Source organism: Bacillus sp. NP157, from assembly GCA_018889975.1.
Classification (GTDB): Bacteria; Pseudomonadota; Gammaproteobacteria; order Xanthomonadales; family Rhodanobacteraceae; genus Luteibacter.
On record CP076546.1, the window covers coordinates 2,213,143 to 2,232,108 of the forward strand.

General features: G+C 64.5%; 15 protein-coding genes and 8 tRNA genes. 5 read left to right on the forward strand and 18 right to left on the reverse strand.

The annotated features are described in order from the left end of the window. Positions 1–21: 21 nt before the first annotated feature. The 9 genes from KPL74_10080 to soxR form a co-directional block, all read right to left on the reverse strand. Positions 22–1,932, reverse strand: coding sequence for a SurA N-terminal domain-containing protein (locus KPL74_10080; GenBank protein ID QWT22337.1), 1,911 nt, complete (start codon positions 1,930–1,932; stop codon positions 22–24). An 86-nt stretch (positions 1,933–2,018) separates the two neighbouring features. Further along, positions 2,019–2,095, reverse strand: a tRNA-Asp gene (locus tag KPL74_10085). Positions 2,096–2,104: 9 nt separating this feature from the next. Beyond that, positions 2,105–2,179 (reverse strand) — tRNA-Val (locus KPL74_10090). A gap of 16 nt (positions 2,180–2,195) precedes the next feature. Further along, the gene (locus KPL74_10095; protein QWT22338.1) at positions 2,196–2,468 is read right to left on the reverse strand and encodes an HU family DNA-binding protein; all 273 of its coding nucleotides are present in this window, start codon (positions 2,466–2,468) and stop codon (positions 2,196–2,198) included. Between the two features lie 333 nt (positions 2,469–2,801). After that, on the reverse strand, positions 2,802–5,312 hold the full coding sequence (gene lon / locus KPL74_10100) for an endopeptidase La (GenBank protein ID QWT22339.1): 2,511 nt from the start codon (positions 5,310–5,312) through the stop codon (positions 2,802–2,804). A gap of 169 nt (positions 5,313–5,481) precedes the next feature. Then, entirely contained in the window at positions 5,482–6,771 is a 1,290-nt protein-coding gene (gene clpX, locus KPL74_10105; protein QWT22340.1) for an ATP-dependent Clp protease ATP-binding subunit ClpX, read from the reverse strand. Positions 6,772–6,874: 103 nt separating this feature from the next. Further along, positions 6,875–7,501: an ATP-dependent Clp endopeptidase proteolytic subunit ClpP gene (gene clpP / locus KPL74_10110; GenBank protein ID QWT22602.1), complete on the reverse strand. Its 627-nt coding sequence runs from the start codon at positions 7,499–7,501 to the stop codon at positions 6,875–6,877. Between the two features lie 59 nt (positions 7,502–7,560). Further along, positions 7,561–8,853 carry a trigger factor gene (tig, locus tag KPL74_10115; protein ID QWT22341.1) on the reverse strand — a complete coding sequence of 431 codons (1,293 nt, stop codon included), beginning with the start codon at positions 8,851–8,853 and terminating at the stop codon, positions 7,561–7,563. Between the two features lie 177 nt (positions 8,854–9,030). Continuing rightward, positions 9,031–9,465, reverse strand: a complete 435-nt coding sequence (gene soxR / locus KPL74_10120; GenBank protein ID QWT22342.1) for a redox-sensitive transcriptional activator SoxR — start codon at positions 9,463–9,465, stop codon at positions 9,031–9,033. Positions 9,466–9,557: 92 nt separating this feature from the next. Between soxR and KPL74_10125 the strand changes: the two genes are divergently transcribed. After that, entirely contained in the window at positions 9,558–10,946 is a 1,389-nt protein-coding gene (locus KPL74_10125; GenBank protein QWT22343.1) for an MFS transporter, read from the forward strand. Between the two features lie 351 nt (positions 10,947–11,297). Further along, positions 11,298–11,843 carry a hypothetical protein gene (locus KPL74_10130; GenBank protein QWT22344.1) on the forward strand — a complete coding sequence of 182 codons (546 nt, stop codon included), beginning with the start codon at positions 11,298–11,300 and terminating at the stop codon, positions 11,841–11,843. Positions 11,844–11,879: 36 nt separating this feature from the next. Here the strand turns inward: KPL74_10130 and KPL74_10135 are convergent. From KPL74_10135 to rlmE, 9 genes are all read right to left on the reverse strand, one after another. After that, a tRNA-Leu gene (locus KPL74_10135) sits at positions 11,880–11,964 on the reverse strand. Positions 11,965–12,040: 76 nt separating this feature from the next. Further along, complete coding sequence (locus KPL74_10140) at positions 12,041–13,687, reverse strand: phosphoethanolamine--lipid A transferase (GenBank protein QWT22345.1); 1,647 nt, start codon at positions 13,685–13,687, stop codon at positions 12,041–12,043. A 92-nt stretch (positions 13,688–13,779) separates the two neighbouring features. Beyond that, a tRNA-Lys gene (locus tag KPL74_10145) sits at positions 13,780–13,855 on the reverse strand. Between the two features lie 25 nt (positions 13,856–13,880). Continuing rightward, positions 13,881–13,957, reverse strand: a tRNA-His gene (locus KPL74_10150). A 13-nt stretch (positions 13,958–13,970) separates the two neighbouring features. Beyond that, positions 13,971–14,047, reverse strand: a tRNA-Arg gene (locus tag KPL74_10155). A 24-nt stretch (positions 14,048–14,071) separates the two neighbouring features. After that, a tRNA-Pro gene (locus KPL74_10160) sits at positions 14,072–14,148 on the reverse strand. A gap of 140 nt (positions 14,149–14,288) precedes the next feature. Further along, positions 14,289–14,365: transfer RNA gene (locus KPL74_10165), tRNA-Arg, on the reverse strand. 247 nt (positions 14,366–14,612) lie between these two features. Further along, positions 14,613–16,547 (reverse strand): ATP-dependent zinc metalloprotease FtsH, encoded by a 1,935-nt coding sequence (gene ftsH / locus KPL74_10170; GenBank protein QWT22346.1) that lies wholly within the window; start codon positions 16,545–16,547, stop codon positions 14,613–14,615. Then, a complete protein-coding gene (rlmE, locus tag KPL74_10175; GenBank protein ID QWT22347.1) occupies positions 16,544–17,194 on the reverse strand; it encodes a 23S rRNA (uridine(2552)-2'-O)-methyltransferase RlmE in 651 nt (216 codons plus the stop codon). Before rlmE ends, ftsH begins: the two co-directional genes overlap by 4 nt. Before the next feature lie 88 nt (positions 17,195–17,282). On the opposite strand from rlmE, the gene yhbY reads away from it, so the two are divergent. The 3 genes from yhbY to panE are packed head-to-tail and all read left to right on the forward strand — an operon-like array spanning position 17,283 to position 18,908. Further along, complete coding sequence (gene yhbY / locus KPL74_10180) at positions 17,283–17,579, forward strand: ribosome assembly RNA-binding protein YhbY (protein ID QWT22348.1); 297 nt, start codon at positions 17,283–17,285, stop codon at positions 17,577–17,579. A 6-nt stretch (positions 17,580–17,585) separates the two neighbouring features. Then, the gene (locus tag KPL74_10185) at positions 17,586–17,966 is read left to right on the forward strand and encodes an Mth938-like domain-containing protein (GenBank protein QWT22349.1); all 381 of its coding nucleotides are present in this window, start codon (positions 17,586–17,588) and stop codon (positions 17,964–17,966) included. A gap of 6 nt (positions 17,967–17,972) precedes the next feature. Beyond that, on the forward strand, positions 17,973–18,908 hold the full coding sequence (gene panE, locus KPL74_10190; GenBank protein QWT22350.1) for a 2-dehydropantoate 2-reductase: 936 nt from the start codon (positions 17,973–17,975) through the stop codon (positions 18,906–18,908). Positions 18,909–18,966: the final 58 nt, after the last annotated feature.

Genomic DNA, 18,966 nt, shown 5'->3' on the forward strand with positions numbered 1-18,966 from the left:
CCGAAGCGGGGTTTTCGTGGATCACATGCGGTCGGTGGCGATGGTGATCTTGGCCCTGGCGCGTAGCGCATCCAGGTATTCGATCGTCGCGGCGCGAGCCATGGCATCCATCATCTGGCCGCGCAGCGCGTCACGCTCCGGCTTGGCGACCTTCGACGGGTCACCGTCGGTGACCTTGTCGACCGAGACCAGGGCATAGGTGCCATTGTCCATGGCGACGGCCGACCAGATTGCCTTGCCCGACACCGGACGCGGCAGCGAGAACGCTTCACGCAGCACGGCCGGCGGAACATCCTTTGCTTCACCCAGCTTGTTGCGGACCAGGCCGGTGGCCGTGTGCAGCGGGGCGCCGGCGATCGCCGCGGCATCGCCGCCCTGGCCGAGCTTCACGGCGAGTTCTTCGGCCTGCTTCTTCGCAAGCGTCTCGACGCGCTCGTCGAGGATGCGCTGACGGATGGCGTCCTTCACCGACGCGAGCGGCTGCGCCGTGGCCGGGTTGTGCTTGGCCAGGTGCATGATGATGGCGTCGCCCTTGCCGAGCTGCACCAGCGACGAGTTGTTGCCCTGGTTGAGCACGTCTTCGGCGAATGCCGCCTGGACGAACTTCGGATCCTGCGGGATGCCTTCGCCACCCTTGTGGCCGAACAGCGGGCTGGTCTTGATCTCCAGGCCCAGCTCCTTGGCGGCCGAATCGAGCGAGCCCGGGTTGCGCTCGGCGAGGTCCGCCATCTGGCCGGCCTTCTCGTTGTACAGGCGCTCGCCTTCGGCCTTGGCCCAATCGGTGGCGAGCTGCGCGCGCACTTCCGCGAACGGCTTGGCATCACCCTCGCGCGCATCGCGCACCCAGATGATGTGGTAACCCTCGTCCGGCGAAAGGATCGGCTCCTTGCTCACGGCACCCTTGGCCATGCTGAAGAGCGCGGTGTCGAACGCCGGGTTGGTCACGCCTTTTTCCAGCCAGCCCAGGTCACCACCCGAACGCTTCGAGCCCGCGTCGTCCGAGTTCTCGGTGGCCAGCTTGGCGAAGTTTTCCGGCGTGGCTTCGGCAGCGATCTTCTTTGCCTTTTCCAGCGCGGCCTTCTGCTGGTCCGGCGTGGCGTTCTTCGGCACGTTGACGAGGATGTGCGAGGCCAGGCGCTGTTCCGGCTGCGCATAGCGCTGCTTGAACTTGTCGTAGTACTGGTGGAGCTGGTCGTCGGTGGGCTCGCCCACCTTCAGTGCGTCCTGCTTCACTTCCAGGTACTGCACGGAGACCTGCTCCGGCGTGGTGTAGTCGGCGACGTGCGACTTGTAGAACGCGTCGATGTCGCTATCCGACACCGTGGCATCCGTGAGCGACGGACGGCCCAGCGCAACGAAGCGCAGATCGCGCTGCTGGTCGTGCAAGCGGAAGAAATTGTCGACGTCGGCATCGCTGACCAGCGTGGTGGCCGAGATGGCCTCCGGCAGCATCTGCGTGGCGAGGTCGGCGCGCACCTTGGCTTCGTACATCGAGGGCGACATGCCCTGCGAGGCGAGCACGGCGCGGTACGCATCGGGATTGAAGCGGCCACCGACGGCGAAACCCTGGTCGCTGCCGATGGTGTCGCGCACGGAGGCGTCGGACACGGCGAGACCGAGATCGGTGTTCGCCTTCTGCAGCAACACCTGGTTGATCATGCCGTCGAGGATCTGCTTCTTCAGCTCGGGCTTTTCCAGGTCCGCCACGGTGTAGGGCGAATTCGGCTGGGCCGCGAGCTGCTGGCGCAGTTCGGTGAGGCGGTTCTGCCAGTCCTGCTGGGTGATCTCGTGGTCGTCCACCTTCGCGACGTAGGTGTCCACGCGCGAAACGAAGTACGACTCGATGCCGAAGAAGGCCACTGCGAAAACGCAGATGCCGAGGACAACGGCAGCGGGCCAACCGTGGATCTTGTTACGCAGGGCTTGCAGCATGATGCAACTCGCACAGGTGGCACCGGCAAACCGTTGCCGGCGGTAGATAAAGCAAAGGCGCCACGCGGGCGCCTTTGCAGGACGAATGGCGGAGTGGACGGGACTCGAACCCGCGACCTCCGGCGTGACAGGCCAGCATTCTAACCGACTGAACTACCACTCCACTTCCGTTTGGTGGGTGCTGAGGGGATCGAACCCCCGACCAGCGCCGTGTAAAGGCGACGCTCTACCGCTGAGCTAAGCACCCACTAACGCAAGACTCGTTAGTTTACGGCCTTCTTGAGATCGTTGCCAGCCTTGAAGGCCGGGACGTTCGAAGCGGCGATCTTGATCTCTTCGTTGGTGCGCGGGTTGCGGCCCGTGCGGGCGGCGCGGGAACGCACCTCGAACGAGCCAAAGCCCACGATGGCGATCTTCTCGCCCTTCGCCAGGCTCTCGCCCACCGCTTCGATGAACGCATTGAGCGCGTTCTCGGCTTCGATCTTCTTCAGATTGGCCTTTTCAGCGATGGCGGCGACGAGTTCGGATTTGTTCATTACGTGACTCCCTAAAGGTAATTCGGAACGCCGAACGGCGATCCCGGAGGAAAAGACGTCAGGTCTGCGGGCCTGCCAGGGGCTTGGCCGGCGACCCCGCGATGCATGGCGCCCTTGCGGCGCGGGCAATGGCGGAGTGGTCTTTATACCAGCGCCCTACCCCGGCCGCAACACGAGCAATACCAACGTTTTCAGCGCATGTGCATCCACTCGGGAGGCTTGTGCCTGACAACGAAAAATATTATCGCGGGCGATTAATGACAGGACCGCGAAAACAAAAAGAGCGCACCTCAAAGGTGCGCCCTTTTCGCGGAGGCGGAACGATACAGCAAATCAGTGGGTGAGTGACGGCGAATTCTTGCCTTTGCCGCCCTTGCCGGCCTTGCGCGTCACCGCGACGCCCTTGCCTTCCTCGCCGGCTTTCACCGGGCCGATGGGACGCTCCAGCGCGAGGTCGAGCACTTCGTCGATCCACTTCACCGGATGGATATCCAGCGAGCTGGTGATGTTCTCCGGCAGGTCGACCAGATCCTTCTTGTTCTCGTCCGGGATGATCACCGTGGTGATGCCACCGCGATGCGCAGCGAGCAGCTTTTCCTTCAGGCCACCGATCGGCAGCACGCGGCCACGCAGGGTGATCTCGCCGGTCATCGCGACTTCGGAGCGAACCGGCACCTTGGTCAAGGCCGACACGAGCGCCGTGCACATCGCGATACCTGCGCTGGGGCCATCCTTCGGCGTCGCGCCTTCCGGCACGTGGATGTGGATATCCAGCTTCTCGTGGAAGTCCGGCTCGATGCCCAGGCCCGCGGCACGTGCACGCACCACGCTCAGCGCGGCCTGGATCGATTCCTTCATCACATCGCCAAGCTGGCCGGTGTGGACGAGGCGGCCCTTGCCCGGCACCACCGAGGCTTCGATGCTGAGCAGGTCACCACCGACCTGGGTCCAGGCCAGGCCCGTGACCAGGCCCACTTCGTTCTGCTGTTCGGCACGACCGAAGTCGAAGCGACGCACGCCGAGGTAGTGGTCAAGGTTGCTCGCGTCGACGCGCACCTTGCCCGGGGCGAGTGCCTTGCCCTTCGCGGCCTTGGCCGGGGCCTTGGCGACCTTCGCTTTCGCGCTGGCCGGCACGGTGCCCAGGGCGATCTCCTTCACTACCTTGCGGCAGATCTTGGAGATCTCGCGCTCGAGGTTACGCACGCCCGATTCGCGCGTGTAGAAACGCACGATGTCGCGCAGCGCATCTTCGGCGATCGACAGCTCGTCGCCCTCGAGGCCATTGGCCTTGAGCTGCTTCGGCACGAGGTACTTCAGCGCGATGTTGAGCTTTTCGTCTTCGGTGTAACCCGGGATGCGGATCACTTCCATGCGGTCCAGCAACGGGCCCGGGATGTTCAGCGAGTTGGCGGTCGCCACCCACATCACTTCGGACAGGTCGAGGTCGACTTCGAGGTAGTGATCGTTGAAGGCGTTGTTCTGTTCCGGATCGAGCACTTCCAGCAGCGCCGACGACGGGTCGCCACGGAAGTCCATCGACATCTTGTCGATTTCGTCGAGGACGAACAGCGGGTTCTTCGTGCCAACCTTGTTGAGGTTCTGCACGATGCGGCCCGGCATCGAACCGATGTACGTACGGCGATGGCCACGGATTTCCGCTTCGTCGCGCACGCCACCCAGGCTCATGCGGACGAACTTGCGGTTCGTCGCCTTGGCGATGGACTGGCCGAGCGAGGTCTTGCCGACGCCGGGCGGACCGACCAGGCAGAGGATCGGGCCCTTCATCGTGTTCACGCGCTGCTGCACCGCCAGGTATTCAAGGATGCGCTCCTTGACCTTCTCCAGCCCGAAGTGGTCGGCGTCGAGGGTTTCCTGGGCGAGCGCGAGATCCTTGCGGACCTTGCTGCGCTTCTTCCACGGCACGCCCACCACCCAATCAAGGTAGTTGCGCACCACGGTGGCCTCGGCAGACATCGGCGACATCTGCTTGAGCTTGTTGAATTCCTGGCGCGCCTTCGCGAGCACGGCCTTGGGCATGCCGGCGGCATCGATCTTCTTCTGCAGCTCCTCGATCTCGTTGGTGCCGTCTTCGCCCTCACCCAGTTCCTTCTGGATGGCCTTCATCTGTTCGTTGAGGTAGTACTCGCGCTGGCTCTTTTCCATCTGCGACTTCACGCGGCCGCGGATGCGCTTCTCCACCTGCTGCAGGTCCATCTCGCCATCGACGAGGCCGATCAGCAGCTCGAGGCGCTGGCCGACGTCGGCCGTTTCGAGCACGCGCTGCTTGTCGCCCATGCGCACGGAAAGATGCGCGGCGATGGAGTCGGCCAGGCGCGACGGATCGTCGATGCCCGACAGCGTCGCCAGGATCTCCGGCGGCAGCTTGCGGCTCTGCTTGACCAGCTGCTCGAACAGCGAGACCAGCGATCGCGAGACCACGTCGAGTTCGCGCTCGTTGCTCGTGTAAACGGGCTCGATCACGCGGGCACGGCCGCTCATCATGCCGGCTTCGTCTTCGAACGCTTCGATCTGGACGCGCGATTGCCCCTCGACCAGCACCTTCACGGTGCCATCGGGCAGCTTCAGCAACTGGAGGACGCCAGCCAGCGTGCCGACCTGGTGCAGGTCGCCGATGGTCGGGTCGTCGATATCGGGGCTCTTCTGCGCCACCAGCAGGATCTGGCGTTCACCTTCCATCGCCTGCTCGAGCGCACGCATGGATTTATCACGCCCGACGAACAGCGGAATGACCATGTGCGGATAGACCACGACATCGCGCAGGGGGAGGACCGGCAACAGGTCCAGCGCGGCTTCGCTCGTGGTTTGGCTGCGATTCTTCGCCATGTTTTTGGGGTTTCCCTCAAAGGATGTGGGGCTCGCCCCGACACTGCGCCGGAGCCACCATGCTAGTCAAGTGGAGGTTGACGAGAGGACCATCAAGGCCTCGGCCTACAAACGAAAACGGCCCCGGCGCTCACCGCGCCGGGGCCGTCCGATATCGCGCACAAGCCGATCAGGCCGCGTCGCCACCCTCGCCCGCGATCCGCTGCTGCAGGTTGCCGCGGTAGATCAGGTAAGGCTCGGCCTGGCCATCGATGACGGCATCGTCGACGACCACCTTGCTGACATGCTCCAGCGACGGCAGCTCGAACATCGTGTCGAGCAGCACCTGCTCGAGGATGGTACGCAGGCCGCGCGCACCGGTCTTGCGCTTGAGCGCGCGACGGGCGATGGCGGACAGCGCTTCCGGCCGGAATTCCAGCTCGGCACCTTCCATGTCGAACAGCTTGCGGAACTGCTTGGTAACGGCGTTCTTCGGCTCGGTGAGGATCTGCACCAGGGCAGCCTCGTCGAGCTCGTCGAGCGTGGCCACGACCGGCAGGCGACCCACGAACTCCGGGATGAGACCGAACCGGACCAGGTCCGCCGGTTCCACCTCGGACAGCATCTTGCCGACGTTCTCGGTGCGCTCTTTCGAACGGACCTCGGCGCCGAAGCCGATGCCGGTGGTCTCGCTACGCTGCTGGATCACCTTCTCCAGGCCGGCAAACGCGCCGCCGCAGATGAAGAGGATGTTGCGCGTATCGACCTGCAGGAATTCCTGCTGCGGATGCTTGCGGCCACCCTGCGGGGGCACCGAAGCCAGCGTGCCTTCGATCAGCTTCAGCAGTGCCTGCTGCACGCCTTCGCCGGACACGTCGCGGGTGATCGACGGGTTCTCGCTCTTGCGCGAGATCTTGTCGATTTCATCGATGTAAACGATGCCGCTCTGCGCCTTCTCGACGTCGTAGTCGCACTTCTGCAGGAGCTTCTGGATGATGTTCTCGACGTCTTCGCCGACATAGCCGGCTTCGGTCAGCGTCGTGGCATCCGCGATGGTGAACGGCACGTTGAGCAGGCGCGCCAGCGTTTCGGCCAGCAGCGTCTTGCCCGAACCGGTCGGACCGATCAGGAGGATGTTCGACTTGCCGAGCTCGACGTCGTCGTTCTTCTGGCGCGATTCCATGCGCTTGTAGTGGTTATAGACGGCCACCGACAGCGCTTTCTTGGCGCGTGTCTGGCCCACCACGTACTGGTCGAGGGCTTCCATGATTTCGCGGGGCTTCGGAAGCTGGGTCCGGCCGGAGGCCGCCTTCTCTTCCAGTTCCTCGCGAATGATGTCGTTGCACAGCTCAACGCATTCGTCGCAGATGAACACGCTGGGGCCGGCGATCAGCTTGCGCACTTCGTGCTGGCTCTTGCCGCAGAAGGAGCAGTACAGAATCTTGCCGTCGTTGGAACGGCCTTGCCGCTCGTCGCTCATGCTTTGGGCCCTACTAAGGATCTAGATGCGCTTTGAGAATAGCACAGCACCCCGCCCCGGGAAGCCGGGGCGAAGTGCTGGATTTCACAAGCGAAAAAACCAATCAAGCCGACTTGACGGTGTCAACGGTGCGCCTGTCGAGGACCGAGTCGATCAGCCCGTAAGCCTGGGCTTCCGCGCCGCTCATGAAGCGGTCGCGCTCGGTGTCGCGGGCGATTTCCTCGACCGTCTTGCCGCTGTGGTTCGCCAGGATGGCATTGAGACGCTCACGCATCGTGAGAATTTCACGCGCGTGGATCTCGATGTCCGTGGCCTGGCCGGAAATGCCGCCAGCCCAGGGCTGGTGGATCATGATCCGCGAATGCGGCAGCGAGTAACGCTTGCCGGCCGCACCCGCCGCCAGCAGCAGGGCGCCCATCGAGGCGGCCTGGCCGATGCACATGGTGCTGACGTCCGGCTTCACGAACTGCATCGTGTCGTAGATCGCCATGCCCGCGGTGACGGAACCACCCGGGCTGTTGATGTACAGGTTGATGTCCTTGTCCGGGTTTTCCGATTCAAGGAACAGGAGCTGCGCGACGATCACGTTGGCCATGTAGTCGTCGACCGGGCCAACCGCGAAGATCACGCGCTCCTTGAGGAGGCGCGAGTAAATGTCGTACGAACGCTCGCCGCGCGAGGTCTGTTCGACGACGATGGGCACCAGGTTGAGGTTCTGGATCGGAGCCATGGACATGGGGTCTCTCCTAGGTATGGGGCCCGGTTGATACTGTACAGCGGCGCGCTGACTTACGCGCCGATCGGCCGCATTACCTCGTCGAAGCCCAGCTCCTGGTCGGTGGACTTGGCGTTGTCCGCCACCCACTCCGCGACCTGGTCTTCCATCACGCGGTTCTGCAGTCCCTGCATCAGTTGGGGGTCACCGTTATACAGTTCAATGACCTTTTCCGGCTCTTCATAGGTAGAGGCAATCGCTGCGAGCATTTCGCCCATGCGCTTGCGGTCCAGGCGAAGCTCGTTCTTGCGGGCGATCTCACCCATCAGCAGCGCGGCAATGACGCGCTTGCGGGCGAACGGCAGGGCTTCAGCGACCATCTCCGGCGACGGCTGCTGGCCGCGCGGGAGGTTGCCGGCGGCCAGGCTCTGCGCCTCGGCATCGGCCATCAGGTCGGGCACGTCCAGCTCGGCGTAGGCGCCGGCCAGCTTCTCGGCCACTTCGGACTTCAGGCGGGCCATCAGGGTCGCCTTCAGCTCGCGCTCGAGGTTGGCCCGCACTTCCTTGCGGAAGGTGTCGATGCTGCCATCGGCCACGCCGAACAGCTGGATGAACTCGTCGTCCACCGCCGGGAGGTTCGGCTCCTGCACCTTCACGATCTTGAAGGTGACCTTGGCGGTCTTGCCGGCGAGGTCCGGGTTACGGAAGTCTTCCGGGAAAGCCACGTCCTGGACGAGGTCTTCGCCGGCCGAGCGGCCGGTCAGGGCCTCGTCGAGGGCCTTGAACAGGGTGCCCGAGCCGATCACGCTGCCGGCACGCTCCAGGCCTTCGGCCGGGAAGCGGTAGTCGCCGGATTCGGCGGCGTATTCGAACATGACGAAATCGCCTTCCTTCGAAGCGCGGGCGACTTCGTCGAAGCTGCGACGCTGGGTGCGCAGGGTTTCGATCATCTTGTCGATGTCCGAATCCTTCACCTCGGCCTTGGGACGGTTAATCTCAAGGGAGGCGACGTCGATGGCCGGGAACTCCGGCATGATTTCGAACGTGGCGGTGTAGGCGATTTCGCCGTCGACCGGGTTGCCCGTGGTGTCCACCGACGGGTTGGCGATCGGCTGCAGCTTTTCCTGCGTGACCGCTTCGCGCAGCGTGGTGCCGATCAGGTCGGACAAGGCCTCGCCACGGACCTGCGCGCCGAAGCGCTGCTTGATCACCGTGGTGGGCACCTTGCCCGGACGGAAGCCCTTCAGGCGGACCGTGCGGCCCATTTCCGCGATGCGCTCGGAGACCTGCGCCTCCAGGCGCTCGGCCGGGAACTTCACCGTGAGCTTGCGCCCGAGCTTGCCGACATTCTCAACCGAAACCTGCATGACCTCTCCTGAAACCGCCGCAAAACGCGGCGCGATGGCGACATCCGTCGCCTTGACCGAAAACCAAGGGTTTCACCGCGAGCGCCTGGCCCTACCCCGGCCGCAGCCGGTACTGGCGAAAAACCCCGCAAATGACTGCCCATTCTACGTTTTGCCATCACACCCCCGCAACAGGGCTCAAGCCCGGTTCCAGCGCCGGGGACCACCCCCCTCCTTTGCCAGTGCATCGCCGGGATTGGCGAGGGCGCAAGCCGTCAGGGAAAGGCAGCCGCAGCCGATGCAATCGCCCAGCCGGTCTCGCAGGTTGGTGAGCTGGGCGGTCCGTTCGTCGAGGTCCTCGCGCCAGCGGGCCGAGAGGGCCGCCCAGTCGTCGCGACCCGGCGCCCTACCGGCCGGGAGGCCGGCGAACGCTTCCCCGACGGGCTCGAGCGGAATGCCCACCCGCTGGGCGGCGCGGATGATCGCGAGCCGGCGGAGCACGTCGGCGTGGTATCGACGCTGGTTGCCTGGGGTCCGCAGGCTGTGGATCAGCCCCTTCCGCTCATAAAAGTGCAAGGCGGACACTGCCACGCCGGCTCGCCTTGCCGCTTCACCCACGCTCAGCTCGCGCATCGCTTGACCTCAACCATGGTTAAGGTCCGATCCTGCGGCCTCCTGTCGCCGCGCGCAAGCGTGAGACAATGGCCATTCCCCAAGGATTGAACATGAACGTGGGCACGTCCGACCCCAAGCTGCTCGACCCCTCCCCGCCCACCGCCGAAGGCATCCTCGCTCCCCGCTACCGCGCCGCCACCCTTGGCATGGTGGCCCTGATCTCGCTGCTGGCCTTCGAGGCGCTCGCGGTCACGACGGCCATGCCCACGGTTGCCCGCGAGCTCGACGGCCTGCGTATATACGCCCTCGCCTTCGGCGGCGTGCTGGCGACCAGCGTCATCGGCATGGTGGTTTCCGGGCGATGGAGCGACCAGCGCGGGCCTGCGCCAGCGATGTGGACCGGCCTGGCCGGCTTCATCCTCGGCCTGCTCGTGGCCGGCTTCGCCCATGGCATGACGATGCTGTTGCTCGGCCGGCTGATCCAGGGCCTCGGCATGGGCCTGCTGTCCCCGGCGCTCTATGTCATCGTCGGACGCCTCTACCCCGACCATCTGCGGCCGAGGGTCTTCGCCTCGTTCTCCGCAGGCTGGGTCGTGCCGGCACTGATCGGCCCCGCGATCAGCGGCCTGATCGTCGAGCACGCCGGCTGGCGCTGGGTCTTCCTTGGCGTGCCGCTGCTGGCGATCCCCGCGGCGCTCGGCGTGCGCGGTGCCTTGCGTACGCTGGAAGCACCGACGCACCACGCCGACGCGAAGCCGGGTCGCATGCTCAACGCGTTCGGTGCATCGCTCGGCGCCTGCCTGATGTTCGTCGCCGGCCAGGAACGCGGCTGGCTTGCCCTCGCGCTGTTCGCTCCCGCGGTGCTGCTCCTCATCGGATGCGGCCGGCGCCTCCTGCCGACCGGCACGCTGCGCGCGGCGCGTGGGCTTCCCGCCCTCGTCGGCCTGCGCGGCCTGGTGGCATCGTCGTTCTTCGGCGCGGAAGCATTCCTGCCGCTGGTGTTTTCGCAGCAACACGGCCTGTCGCCCACCTGGTCCGGGATCGGCATCAGCGTCGGCGCCGTCGGCTGGTTCTCGGGCTCGTGGTACCAGGGCCACCTGGCGAAGATCTCGCGCCAGGCCCTGCTCTACCGCGGCACGGCCTTGCTTGCCCTCGGCAGCATCGTCACCGGCCTGGCCACGTTCTCGTTCGTTCCCGTGCCGCTTGCGGTGCTCGGCTGGCTGACCACCGGGCTCGGTATCGGCATGGTCTACGGCACGGTGTCGACGCTCGCGCTGTCGATGTCCGCAGCACACGAACAAGGCACGAACAGTTCGGCCCTGCAGTTGTGCGAGTCGCTGGCGGTCGCGTCGACGCTCGCCATCGGCGGCTCGTTGTTTGCGGCTTTGCTCAACGTTTCGGCCACGATGGCCTTCGGCGCGAACTTCGCGATCACCGCCGCGCTGGCCCTGCTCGCAAACGTCGTTGCACGGCGTACCGGCGCGCCTTCGGCCGCTTAGATAAGGGTTTTCCTACACGCGCCATGGATTGACGCCGATACCCCAGGCGTCGCCTGGTGCGTATCGTCCGTTCCCTCGGCTTCAATGGATAGGAACGGACGACGGTGACGGATCAGGACAGAGGTACGCGTCAGGAAGACGTATGGTCGAACACATCTCGCCAGCGCTATCCAGCTGACCCATGCAGCATGGATTCCATGGCCTTGCGTGGCGAGATCGACAAGCTGTTCCACACGGCGTATTGGTATCCGTTCTGGATGATCATCGGCATGGCGGTATTCCTGGTCGCGCTCATCCTCGCGTTGAATGTGTTCTGATCGACCGCAGGCGGCGCATGCATGGAGAGAGGCATTGAAACGACAGGTTCCGATCGCATGGATTGCCGTGGCGGCTGCACTGCTTTCAACGAGCCGGCTCGCTTCTGCCGCTCAAATGCTCGATGTGCAGGTCATCGGCCGTTCGATATCGAACAGCGCACCATCCAGTGTCGTCACGGTGACGATCCGGAATATCGGGAACGTGCCCGCATACCTGCCGAAACCGTTCACACCGACGGTGACGCCTGACGGTCACTTGCAGAACAATCTTTTCGATGTGCGCGATCGCACGGGCCAACCGGCACCGTTCATTGGCCGGTACGTGAAGGTGATCCCGGATGACCCGGATACTTACTACCTGAAGCTTTTGCCGGGGCAGTTCGTCACTCACGACCTCGACCTGGCGGCCGACTACGATCTCTCTCGCGGCGGGGTCTTTAGCGCGGCTTATGAGCAGCGGTTCACGACCGAGGTGCGGCAAGACGCCCGGGGAGAGATTACAAGCAAGGAATTCGTGCAGAAGAGCGAAATCGCGACCGTTCGGGCCGGAAACCAAACACGGCCGTCCTGCTGTGACTAACGAAAACCCTGGCTGGCCAGGGTGTCCCACACACGTTGGTGCGAAAGGGGGGACTCGAACCCCCACGGATTTCTCCGCCAGAACCTAAATCTGGTGCGTCTACCAATTCCGCCACTCTCGCTTCGCGGCGCCATTCTAGGTGGTGCGCGGTCACCGGTCCACCGCGCGCGACCCTGGCAATCCCAGGCTTCCCTGGCTCAGCCCCGGCAACCTGCCAGCAGGTCCAGGTCCGGCTTGTACACCGTGGTGCGGGTATCGAAGAAGCCAAGCAGGGTGTGGAACACGTTGTCCTGGCTGGCCGGCTGTACGCGGCGCTGGTCGACGCACGCCAGTCGGATCCCGGCGTCGCGGACCCAACCGGGCGACAGCCACATCAGCATCGGGATGTGCTTCTGCTGGCTGGGTGCCGTGGCCCAGTCGGCGCCGTGCAGGTAGACATCCTTCTCGCCCAGCGATTCGCCGTGGTCGGAGAGGTACATCATGGCGCTGTCGACGTCGGGCTCGGCCTTGAGCGCGTCGACCACCTTGCCAAGGATGTGATCGGTGTACAGGATCGTGTTGTCGTAGCTGGCGACCGTCTGCGCGTAGGTGCAGGTCTGCACCTCGGCGGTGTCGCAGCCGGGCTTGAACACGTTGAACTCGGCCGGGTAGCGCTGGAAATAGGACGGGCCGTGGCTGCCCTTGATGTGCAACACGAGCAGCGCGGGCGAGCGCATCTTCGCGAGGCGTTCGGGCAGGTCCTCGATCAGCACCTGGTCGATGCAGCCATCGGCGTCGCACAGGCCGGCGACCTTCTCGTTGGTCAGGTCATCGTTGGGCACGCGCGCGCAAACGTCCTTGCAACCCTCGTCGTTGTCGCGCCAGAACACGTCCACGCCTGCATGCTGCAGGACATCGAGCGCATTCCAGTGCGCCTTCGCCACCGGCTTATCGAACTTCTCGCGGGTCATGTCGGAGAACATGCAGGGCACGGACACGGTGGTCGCCGTACCGCACGACCATGCATCGCTGAAGTAAATCGCCCCTGCCCGCTTCATCTCGGGATTCGTCTCGCGCGCGTAGCCCTGCAACGACTGGTTTTCCGCACGCGCGGTCTCGCCCACCACCAGCACGACGACCCGCTTGCGTGCGGCCATGGCGGCATTCGGTGCAAGGGTCGCATCGGTACCGATCGGCACCATCGTCCGCTTCTTGCGGAACACATCGCGCTGCAGGTAGTGGAACGTGCCACTGAGCGCGGCGTACGGGTTGAACACCTCGTACATCGGGCGATGGTTGCGCTCGAAGTAGACGTAGTTGCGCCCGGCCAGCATCGGCGGCACCAGTAGCAGCACGACGGCGCCGAGGATGACCGCCGTCCGCACGGCGAGGCTGCGCCACATGGGCATGAAGCGCACGGGCACCATCAGCACGAGCACCGCCGGCAGGATACCGAACAGCGTGATCCAGCCCACCGAGCCGAGCGTGATCAGCGCCGCGGCTTCCGCACGCGTCGTCTCGAAGATGCTCTGGATGATCTCCTCGTTGAGCCGCACGCCGAAGGTCGAGGCGTAGTACGCGCTAGCCGCCGAGACGAGGATGAGCAGGGCCAGCAAGGGCTTGCCGATCCGCGGCCACATCACCAGGGCCAGGGTCAGGACGAGGTTGCCGACCAACCGACAAAAAACGGTAACGCTGAGGGCCCAGAATCCATCCACGCCGCTCGAGGCGGACAGTGCCTGGTGCACCTCGGTCCACAGGCTGCGATTCAGTATCGCCAGGATGTATACGGCGACGATGGCGCCCAGCAACCATGCTGGCAGTGCCCACTTCGCGCGTCCCGACGGACGGTCTTGGATGATCATGGATGGCAGAACCCGCGGCCAAGGAAAAGCCGTATGCGAAATCAGGACAAAAGAAAAAGGCACTTAGATTGCTCTAAGTGCCTTATTCAAATTGGTGGGCCGTGTAAGATTCGAACTTACGACCAATTGATTAAGAGTCAACTGCTCTACCAACTGAGCTAACGGCCCGTAAACTAAATTGTACAACTAAAAGTGGGGTGGACGATGGGATTCGAACCCACGACATCCGGAATCACAATCCGGTACTCTAACCAACTGAGCTACGCCCACCATAAACCTGAACTGGCGCGCCCGACAGGAATCGAACCTGCAACCGTCGGCTTAGAAGGCCGATGCTCTATCCGGTTGAGCTACAGGCGCAGGCACTGTACGTAGAGCACCAATTGGTCGGGGCAGAGGGATTCGAACCCCCGACATCCAGCTCCCAAAGCTGGCGCTCTACCAGACTGAGCTATACCCCGAAACCTTAAAGCGTCACCGATACCGCCGGGTGAAGCCTTCAGATGCTACGGGTCAAAGCCTAGCCCGTCAATCCGTATGAACACACCACACTTTCCGCGGCCGATACCGATGCGCAAGCACGTCGATATCGGTTTAAAAATGGTGCGCCCGGAGAGATTCGAACTCCCGACCACCAAGTTCGTAGCCTGGTACTCTATCCAACTGAGCTACGGGCGCACACTTAAAACCTTTGACCCGGTGACCACCGCTGCGAAGCGTTGGCGCCGTGTCGAGAAGCGGAATTATTCAGATATCGAGGGTGTGCGTCAACACTTTTCTGAAACTTTTTTTCGCGCAACGGTAACGATTGGGCTAAATGGACGGCTAAATCATTGTCGCAGCGGGGTTTGAGCCGACCGCATCGAAGGCGATTTTTTCCGTCGATCGATAACGAAGAAGGGCGACCAACGGCCGCCCTTCCCTTTTACAGCTGCGTCGCCGGCTTGCCGACCTTGTCGGTGGCCCCGGAATCGCCGCGAGGCGGCGGCGGAGGCGGCGGGGTGGACCCGGGCTTCTGCCAGTCAGCCGGCGGCCCAGGCTCGCGACCATTCATGATGTCGTCGATCTGGCGCGCGTCGATGGTTTCGTACAGCAGCAGTGCCTCGGCCATCGCGTGCAGCTTGTCGATGTTGGAGGTGAGCAGGTCCTTGCTGCGCGCGTAGGCGCGATCGAGGATCGTGCGCACCACTTCGTCGATCTTGCGGGCGGTCTCGTTGGAGACGCTCTTGTGCTGCGTGACGGAGCGACCGATGAAGACCTCGTCTTCCTCTTCGCCGTACATCACCGGGCCAAGCTCGTCCGACAGGCCCCACTTCGTGGCCATGTTGCGCGCCATCTTGGTGGCACGCTCGATGTCGTTCGACGCACCCGTGGTGATCTTGTCGTGCCCGAAGATGACCTCTTCCGCCACGCGGCCGCCGTACAGCGACGCCAGCTGCGATTCGATCGCCACCTTGTTCATGCTGTAGCGATCGCCTTCCGGCAGGTACATGGTGACGCCCAGGGCGCGACCGCGCGGGATGATCGTGACCTTGTAGACCGGGTCGTGCTCGGGCACGAGGCGACCGATGATCGCGTGGCCCGCTTCGTGGTACGCGGTCAGCCGCTTCTCTTCGTCGTTCATCGCCATGGAGCGGCGCTCGGCACCCATGAGGATCTTGTCGCGGGCGCGGTCCATGTGGCTCATGCGCACTTCGCGGGCGTTCTCGCGTGCCGCGAACAGTGCAGCCTCGTTGACGAGGTTGGCCAGGTCCGCACCGGAGAAGCCAGGCGTACCGCGGGCGATCGTCATCGGTTCGACGTCGGCAGCGGTCGGCACCTTGCGCATGTGCACCTTGAGGATCTGCTCACGGCCCTTCACGTCCGGCAGGCCCACGACGACCTGGCGGTCGAAGCGGCCCGGACGCAGCAGTGCCGGGTCGAGCACGTCCGGACGGTTGGTGGCGGCGATGACGATGATGCCTTCGGTGCCTTCGAAACCGTCCATCTCAACCAGCAGCTGGTTGAGGGTCTGCTCACGCTCGTCGTGGCCACCGCCCATGCCGGCGCCGCGGTGGCGGCCGACCGCATCGATTTCATCGATGAAGATGATGCAGGGCGCGTGCTTCTTGGCCTGCTCGAACATGTCGCGGACGCGGCTTGCGCCCACGCCGACGAACATCTCGACGAAGTCGGAACCGGAAATGGAGAAGAACGGCACCTTGGCTTCGCCGGCGATGGCCTTGGCCAGCAGCGTCTTGCCGGTACCCGGGGGGCCGACCATCAGGACGCCGCGCGGGATCTTGCCGCCCAGCTTCTGGAACTTGCCCGGGTCGCGCAGGAACTCGACCAGTTCGCCGACTTCTTCCTTGGCTTCGTCGCAACCGGCGACGTCGCTGAAGTTGACCTTGACCTGGTCTTCGCCCTGCAGCTTGGCCCGCGAGCGGCCGAAGCTCATGGCGCCGCGACCACCCGACCCCGCCTGCATCTGGCGCATGAACCAGATCAGCACGGCGACGAAGATGATGATGGGCAGCCAGTTGAACAGCAGGCCGATCAACGAGAAGCCGTTGTCGGCAGGCTCCTGGCGAAGCTCGACGCCCTTGTCGCGCATCTGCTTGACCAGGTCGCTGGTGGACAGGCCAACCACCGGCACCACGGTGCGGTAGCTGCCACCGTCTTTCAGCTTGCCGGTGATGGTGGGCGGTGCGGACGAGGTGATCGTGGCGTTGGCCACGTTACCGTTATCCACCTGCTGGGCGAACGCGGTGTAGGACATGTCCTGCGACGCGCCGCTGTGGGGATTGAAGGTCTGGAAGACGGTAAGCAAAACCACCGCGATGATCAGCCAGAGCAACAGGTTTTTAGCCATCTCATTCATGCGCGGTTCTCGCCAGGTTGCCGGTTCGCGGATTTCAGTCCGGTCCCCAGCGCATAGACCTCTCGCGAACGCGCGCGGGAGGCCTTCGGTTTACGCATCGTCACGCGACTGAAGTCGGCGCGCAAGGTCTTTAGGTACTCGTCGAAACCCGGCCCCTGGAACAGTTTCACCAGGAACGAGCCCCCGGGCGTCAGCCAGTCCAGGGCAAATTGCCGGGCGAGGTCGCAGAGGTCCATGGCGCGGATCTGGTCGGCGAGGGCCACACCCGACATATTGGGGGCCATGTCGGACAGCACAAGATCGACCTTATTGCCGTCCAGCATGCCTTCGAGCTCGCGCAGGACGCTTTCTTCGCGGAAATCGCCCTGCATGAAGTCCACGCCCGACAAACCGACCATGGGCAGGATGTCCAGGGCGATGACCTTGCCCGTCTCGCCCAGGCGCTTGCGGGCCAGCTGGGACCAGCCACCCGGGGCGGCGCCCAGGTCGACGATGGTCATGCCAGGCTTGATCAGGCGATCTTTCTCAAGCACTTCTTCCAGCTTGAAAACGGCGCGCGAACGCATCCCCTCCGCCTGGGCGCGTTTCACATAGGGATCGTCGAAGTGCTCCTTGAGCCAGCGGGAGCTGCTTTTACTGCGTGCCATCGGCCGGGGAATCCGCCAGATAAAGAAGAGAGGGGGGCGCGCATGATACCCTTTGGGCCCTCTCCCCCGCGAATCGAACCTGAACGCAATGTCGCTCTCCCCTACGCAGCGCCGCTACCTCCGCAGCCTGGCGCATGACCTTTCCCCGGTGATCCTGCTTGGCAACAAGGGTGCCACCGAGGCCGTGGCCAAGGAACTGGGCAACGCCCTGGACCAGCATGAGCTGGTCAAGGTGAAGCTGTCTGGCGGCGACAAGGAAGAGCGCCAGGCGCAGATTGCCTTCCTCGCTGGCGAGACCCGTGCCGAAACCGTCCAGGAAATCGGCCACGTCGTCGTCCTGTTCCGCCGTAACGAACAGGATCCGAAGCTCGCCCTGCCCCGGTAAGCCGTCATGGACCTCTCGCTTGATCGCCCCGGCGAATACCTCTTCGTACGCCGGGTCAGCGCCGACACCGTCACGGTGGTCGACCGCGACTTCCACGCCAGCCTGCTGATCACCCCCGAACAGGTGGTGGAAGACTGGCCGGTGACCGACGCGAAGCAGATGAGTCTCGCCGACGTCGAGACCATCGTCGCCCTGAAGCCGGACATCGTCGTGATCGGCACCGGCGAGCGCCAGGTGTTCCCCTCGGCCGAGGTGATGGCCGGCTTCCTGCGCCGTGGCATCGGCGTCGAAGCCATGACCAGCGGCGCCGCCGCCCGCACCTACAGCCTGCTCTCCGGCGAAGGTCGCCGCGTGCTGGCTGCCTTCATCCTTCCCCCGCGAGGCTAAACCGCCATGCGTATCCTGGTCCTCGGCGCCGGCGGGACCGGCGGTTACTTCGGCGGGCGCCTTGCCCAGGCCGGCCTCGACGTCACCTTCCTCGTCCGCCCTGCCCGGGCAGCCGTGCTGGACGAAAAAGGCCTGGTCATCCGCAGCCCCTTCGGCGACGCCACCTTACGGGTGAACCACGTCACGGCCGAGACCGTGGGCGATGCGGGCACCTTCGACCTCGTGCTGCTTTCATGCAAGGCCTACGACCTGCACTCGGCGATCGAGGCGATCGACCCGGCGGTGGGCGAAGGCACGGCCATCGTCCCCATCCTCAACGGCCTTGCGCATTACCCCGTGCTGGACGCGCGCTTCGGCCCCGACAAGGTCATCGGTGGCATGTGCGTCATCAGCGCAGGCAAAGGGCCCGATGGCGAAGTCATGCACTACGGCAACGGTGCCTCGGTCACCTTTGGCGAACGCGACGGCGCCAGCCACGGCGGTCGCTGCGAGACACTGGCCGAAGCCTTCGCTGCGGCTAAGGTCGACCATGTCCATTCAGCGGACATCGGCCGCGACCTGTGGGCGAAGTTCACCTTCCTCACCACGCTGGCCGGCGCCACCTGCCTGTTCCGGGCGAGCATCGGCGACATCGTCGGGACCGACGACGGGCGTCGCCTGACCGAGCAGCTTTACGACGAATGCCTTGCCGTGGCGCGCGCCTCGGGCCAGGCCGTGCCGGACCAGGCGCGCGGCATGGCGTGGAAAGTACTGACGCAGGAGGGCTCGCCGTTGACCGCGTCGATGCTGCGCGACCTGGAGTCAGGCCAGCGGATCGAAGGCGACCACATCGTCGGCGACATGTTGCGCCGGGCGCATGCGCAGGGGATCAAGGCACCGATGCTGGAAACGGCATGGGCGCACCTGCAGGCGTTCGAGAATCGGAAAGCCCGGGCGGCCTAGCGCGAGACGGCTGTCACGCCCAAGCCCGCGCCCCCATTTCCCATCCCCCACCCCCGCC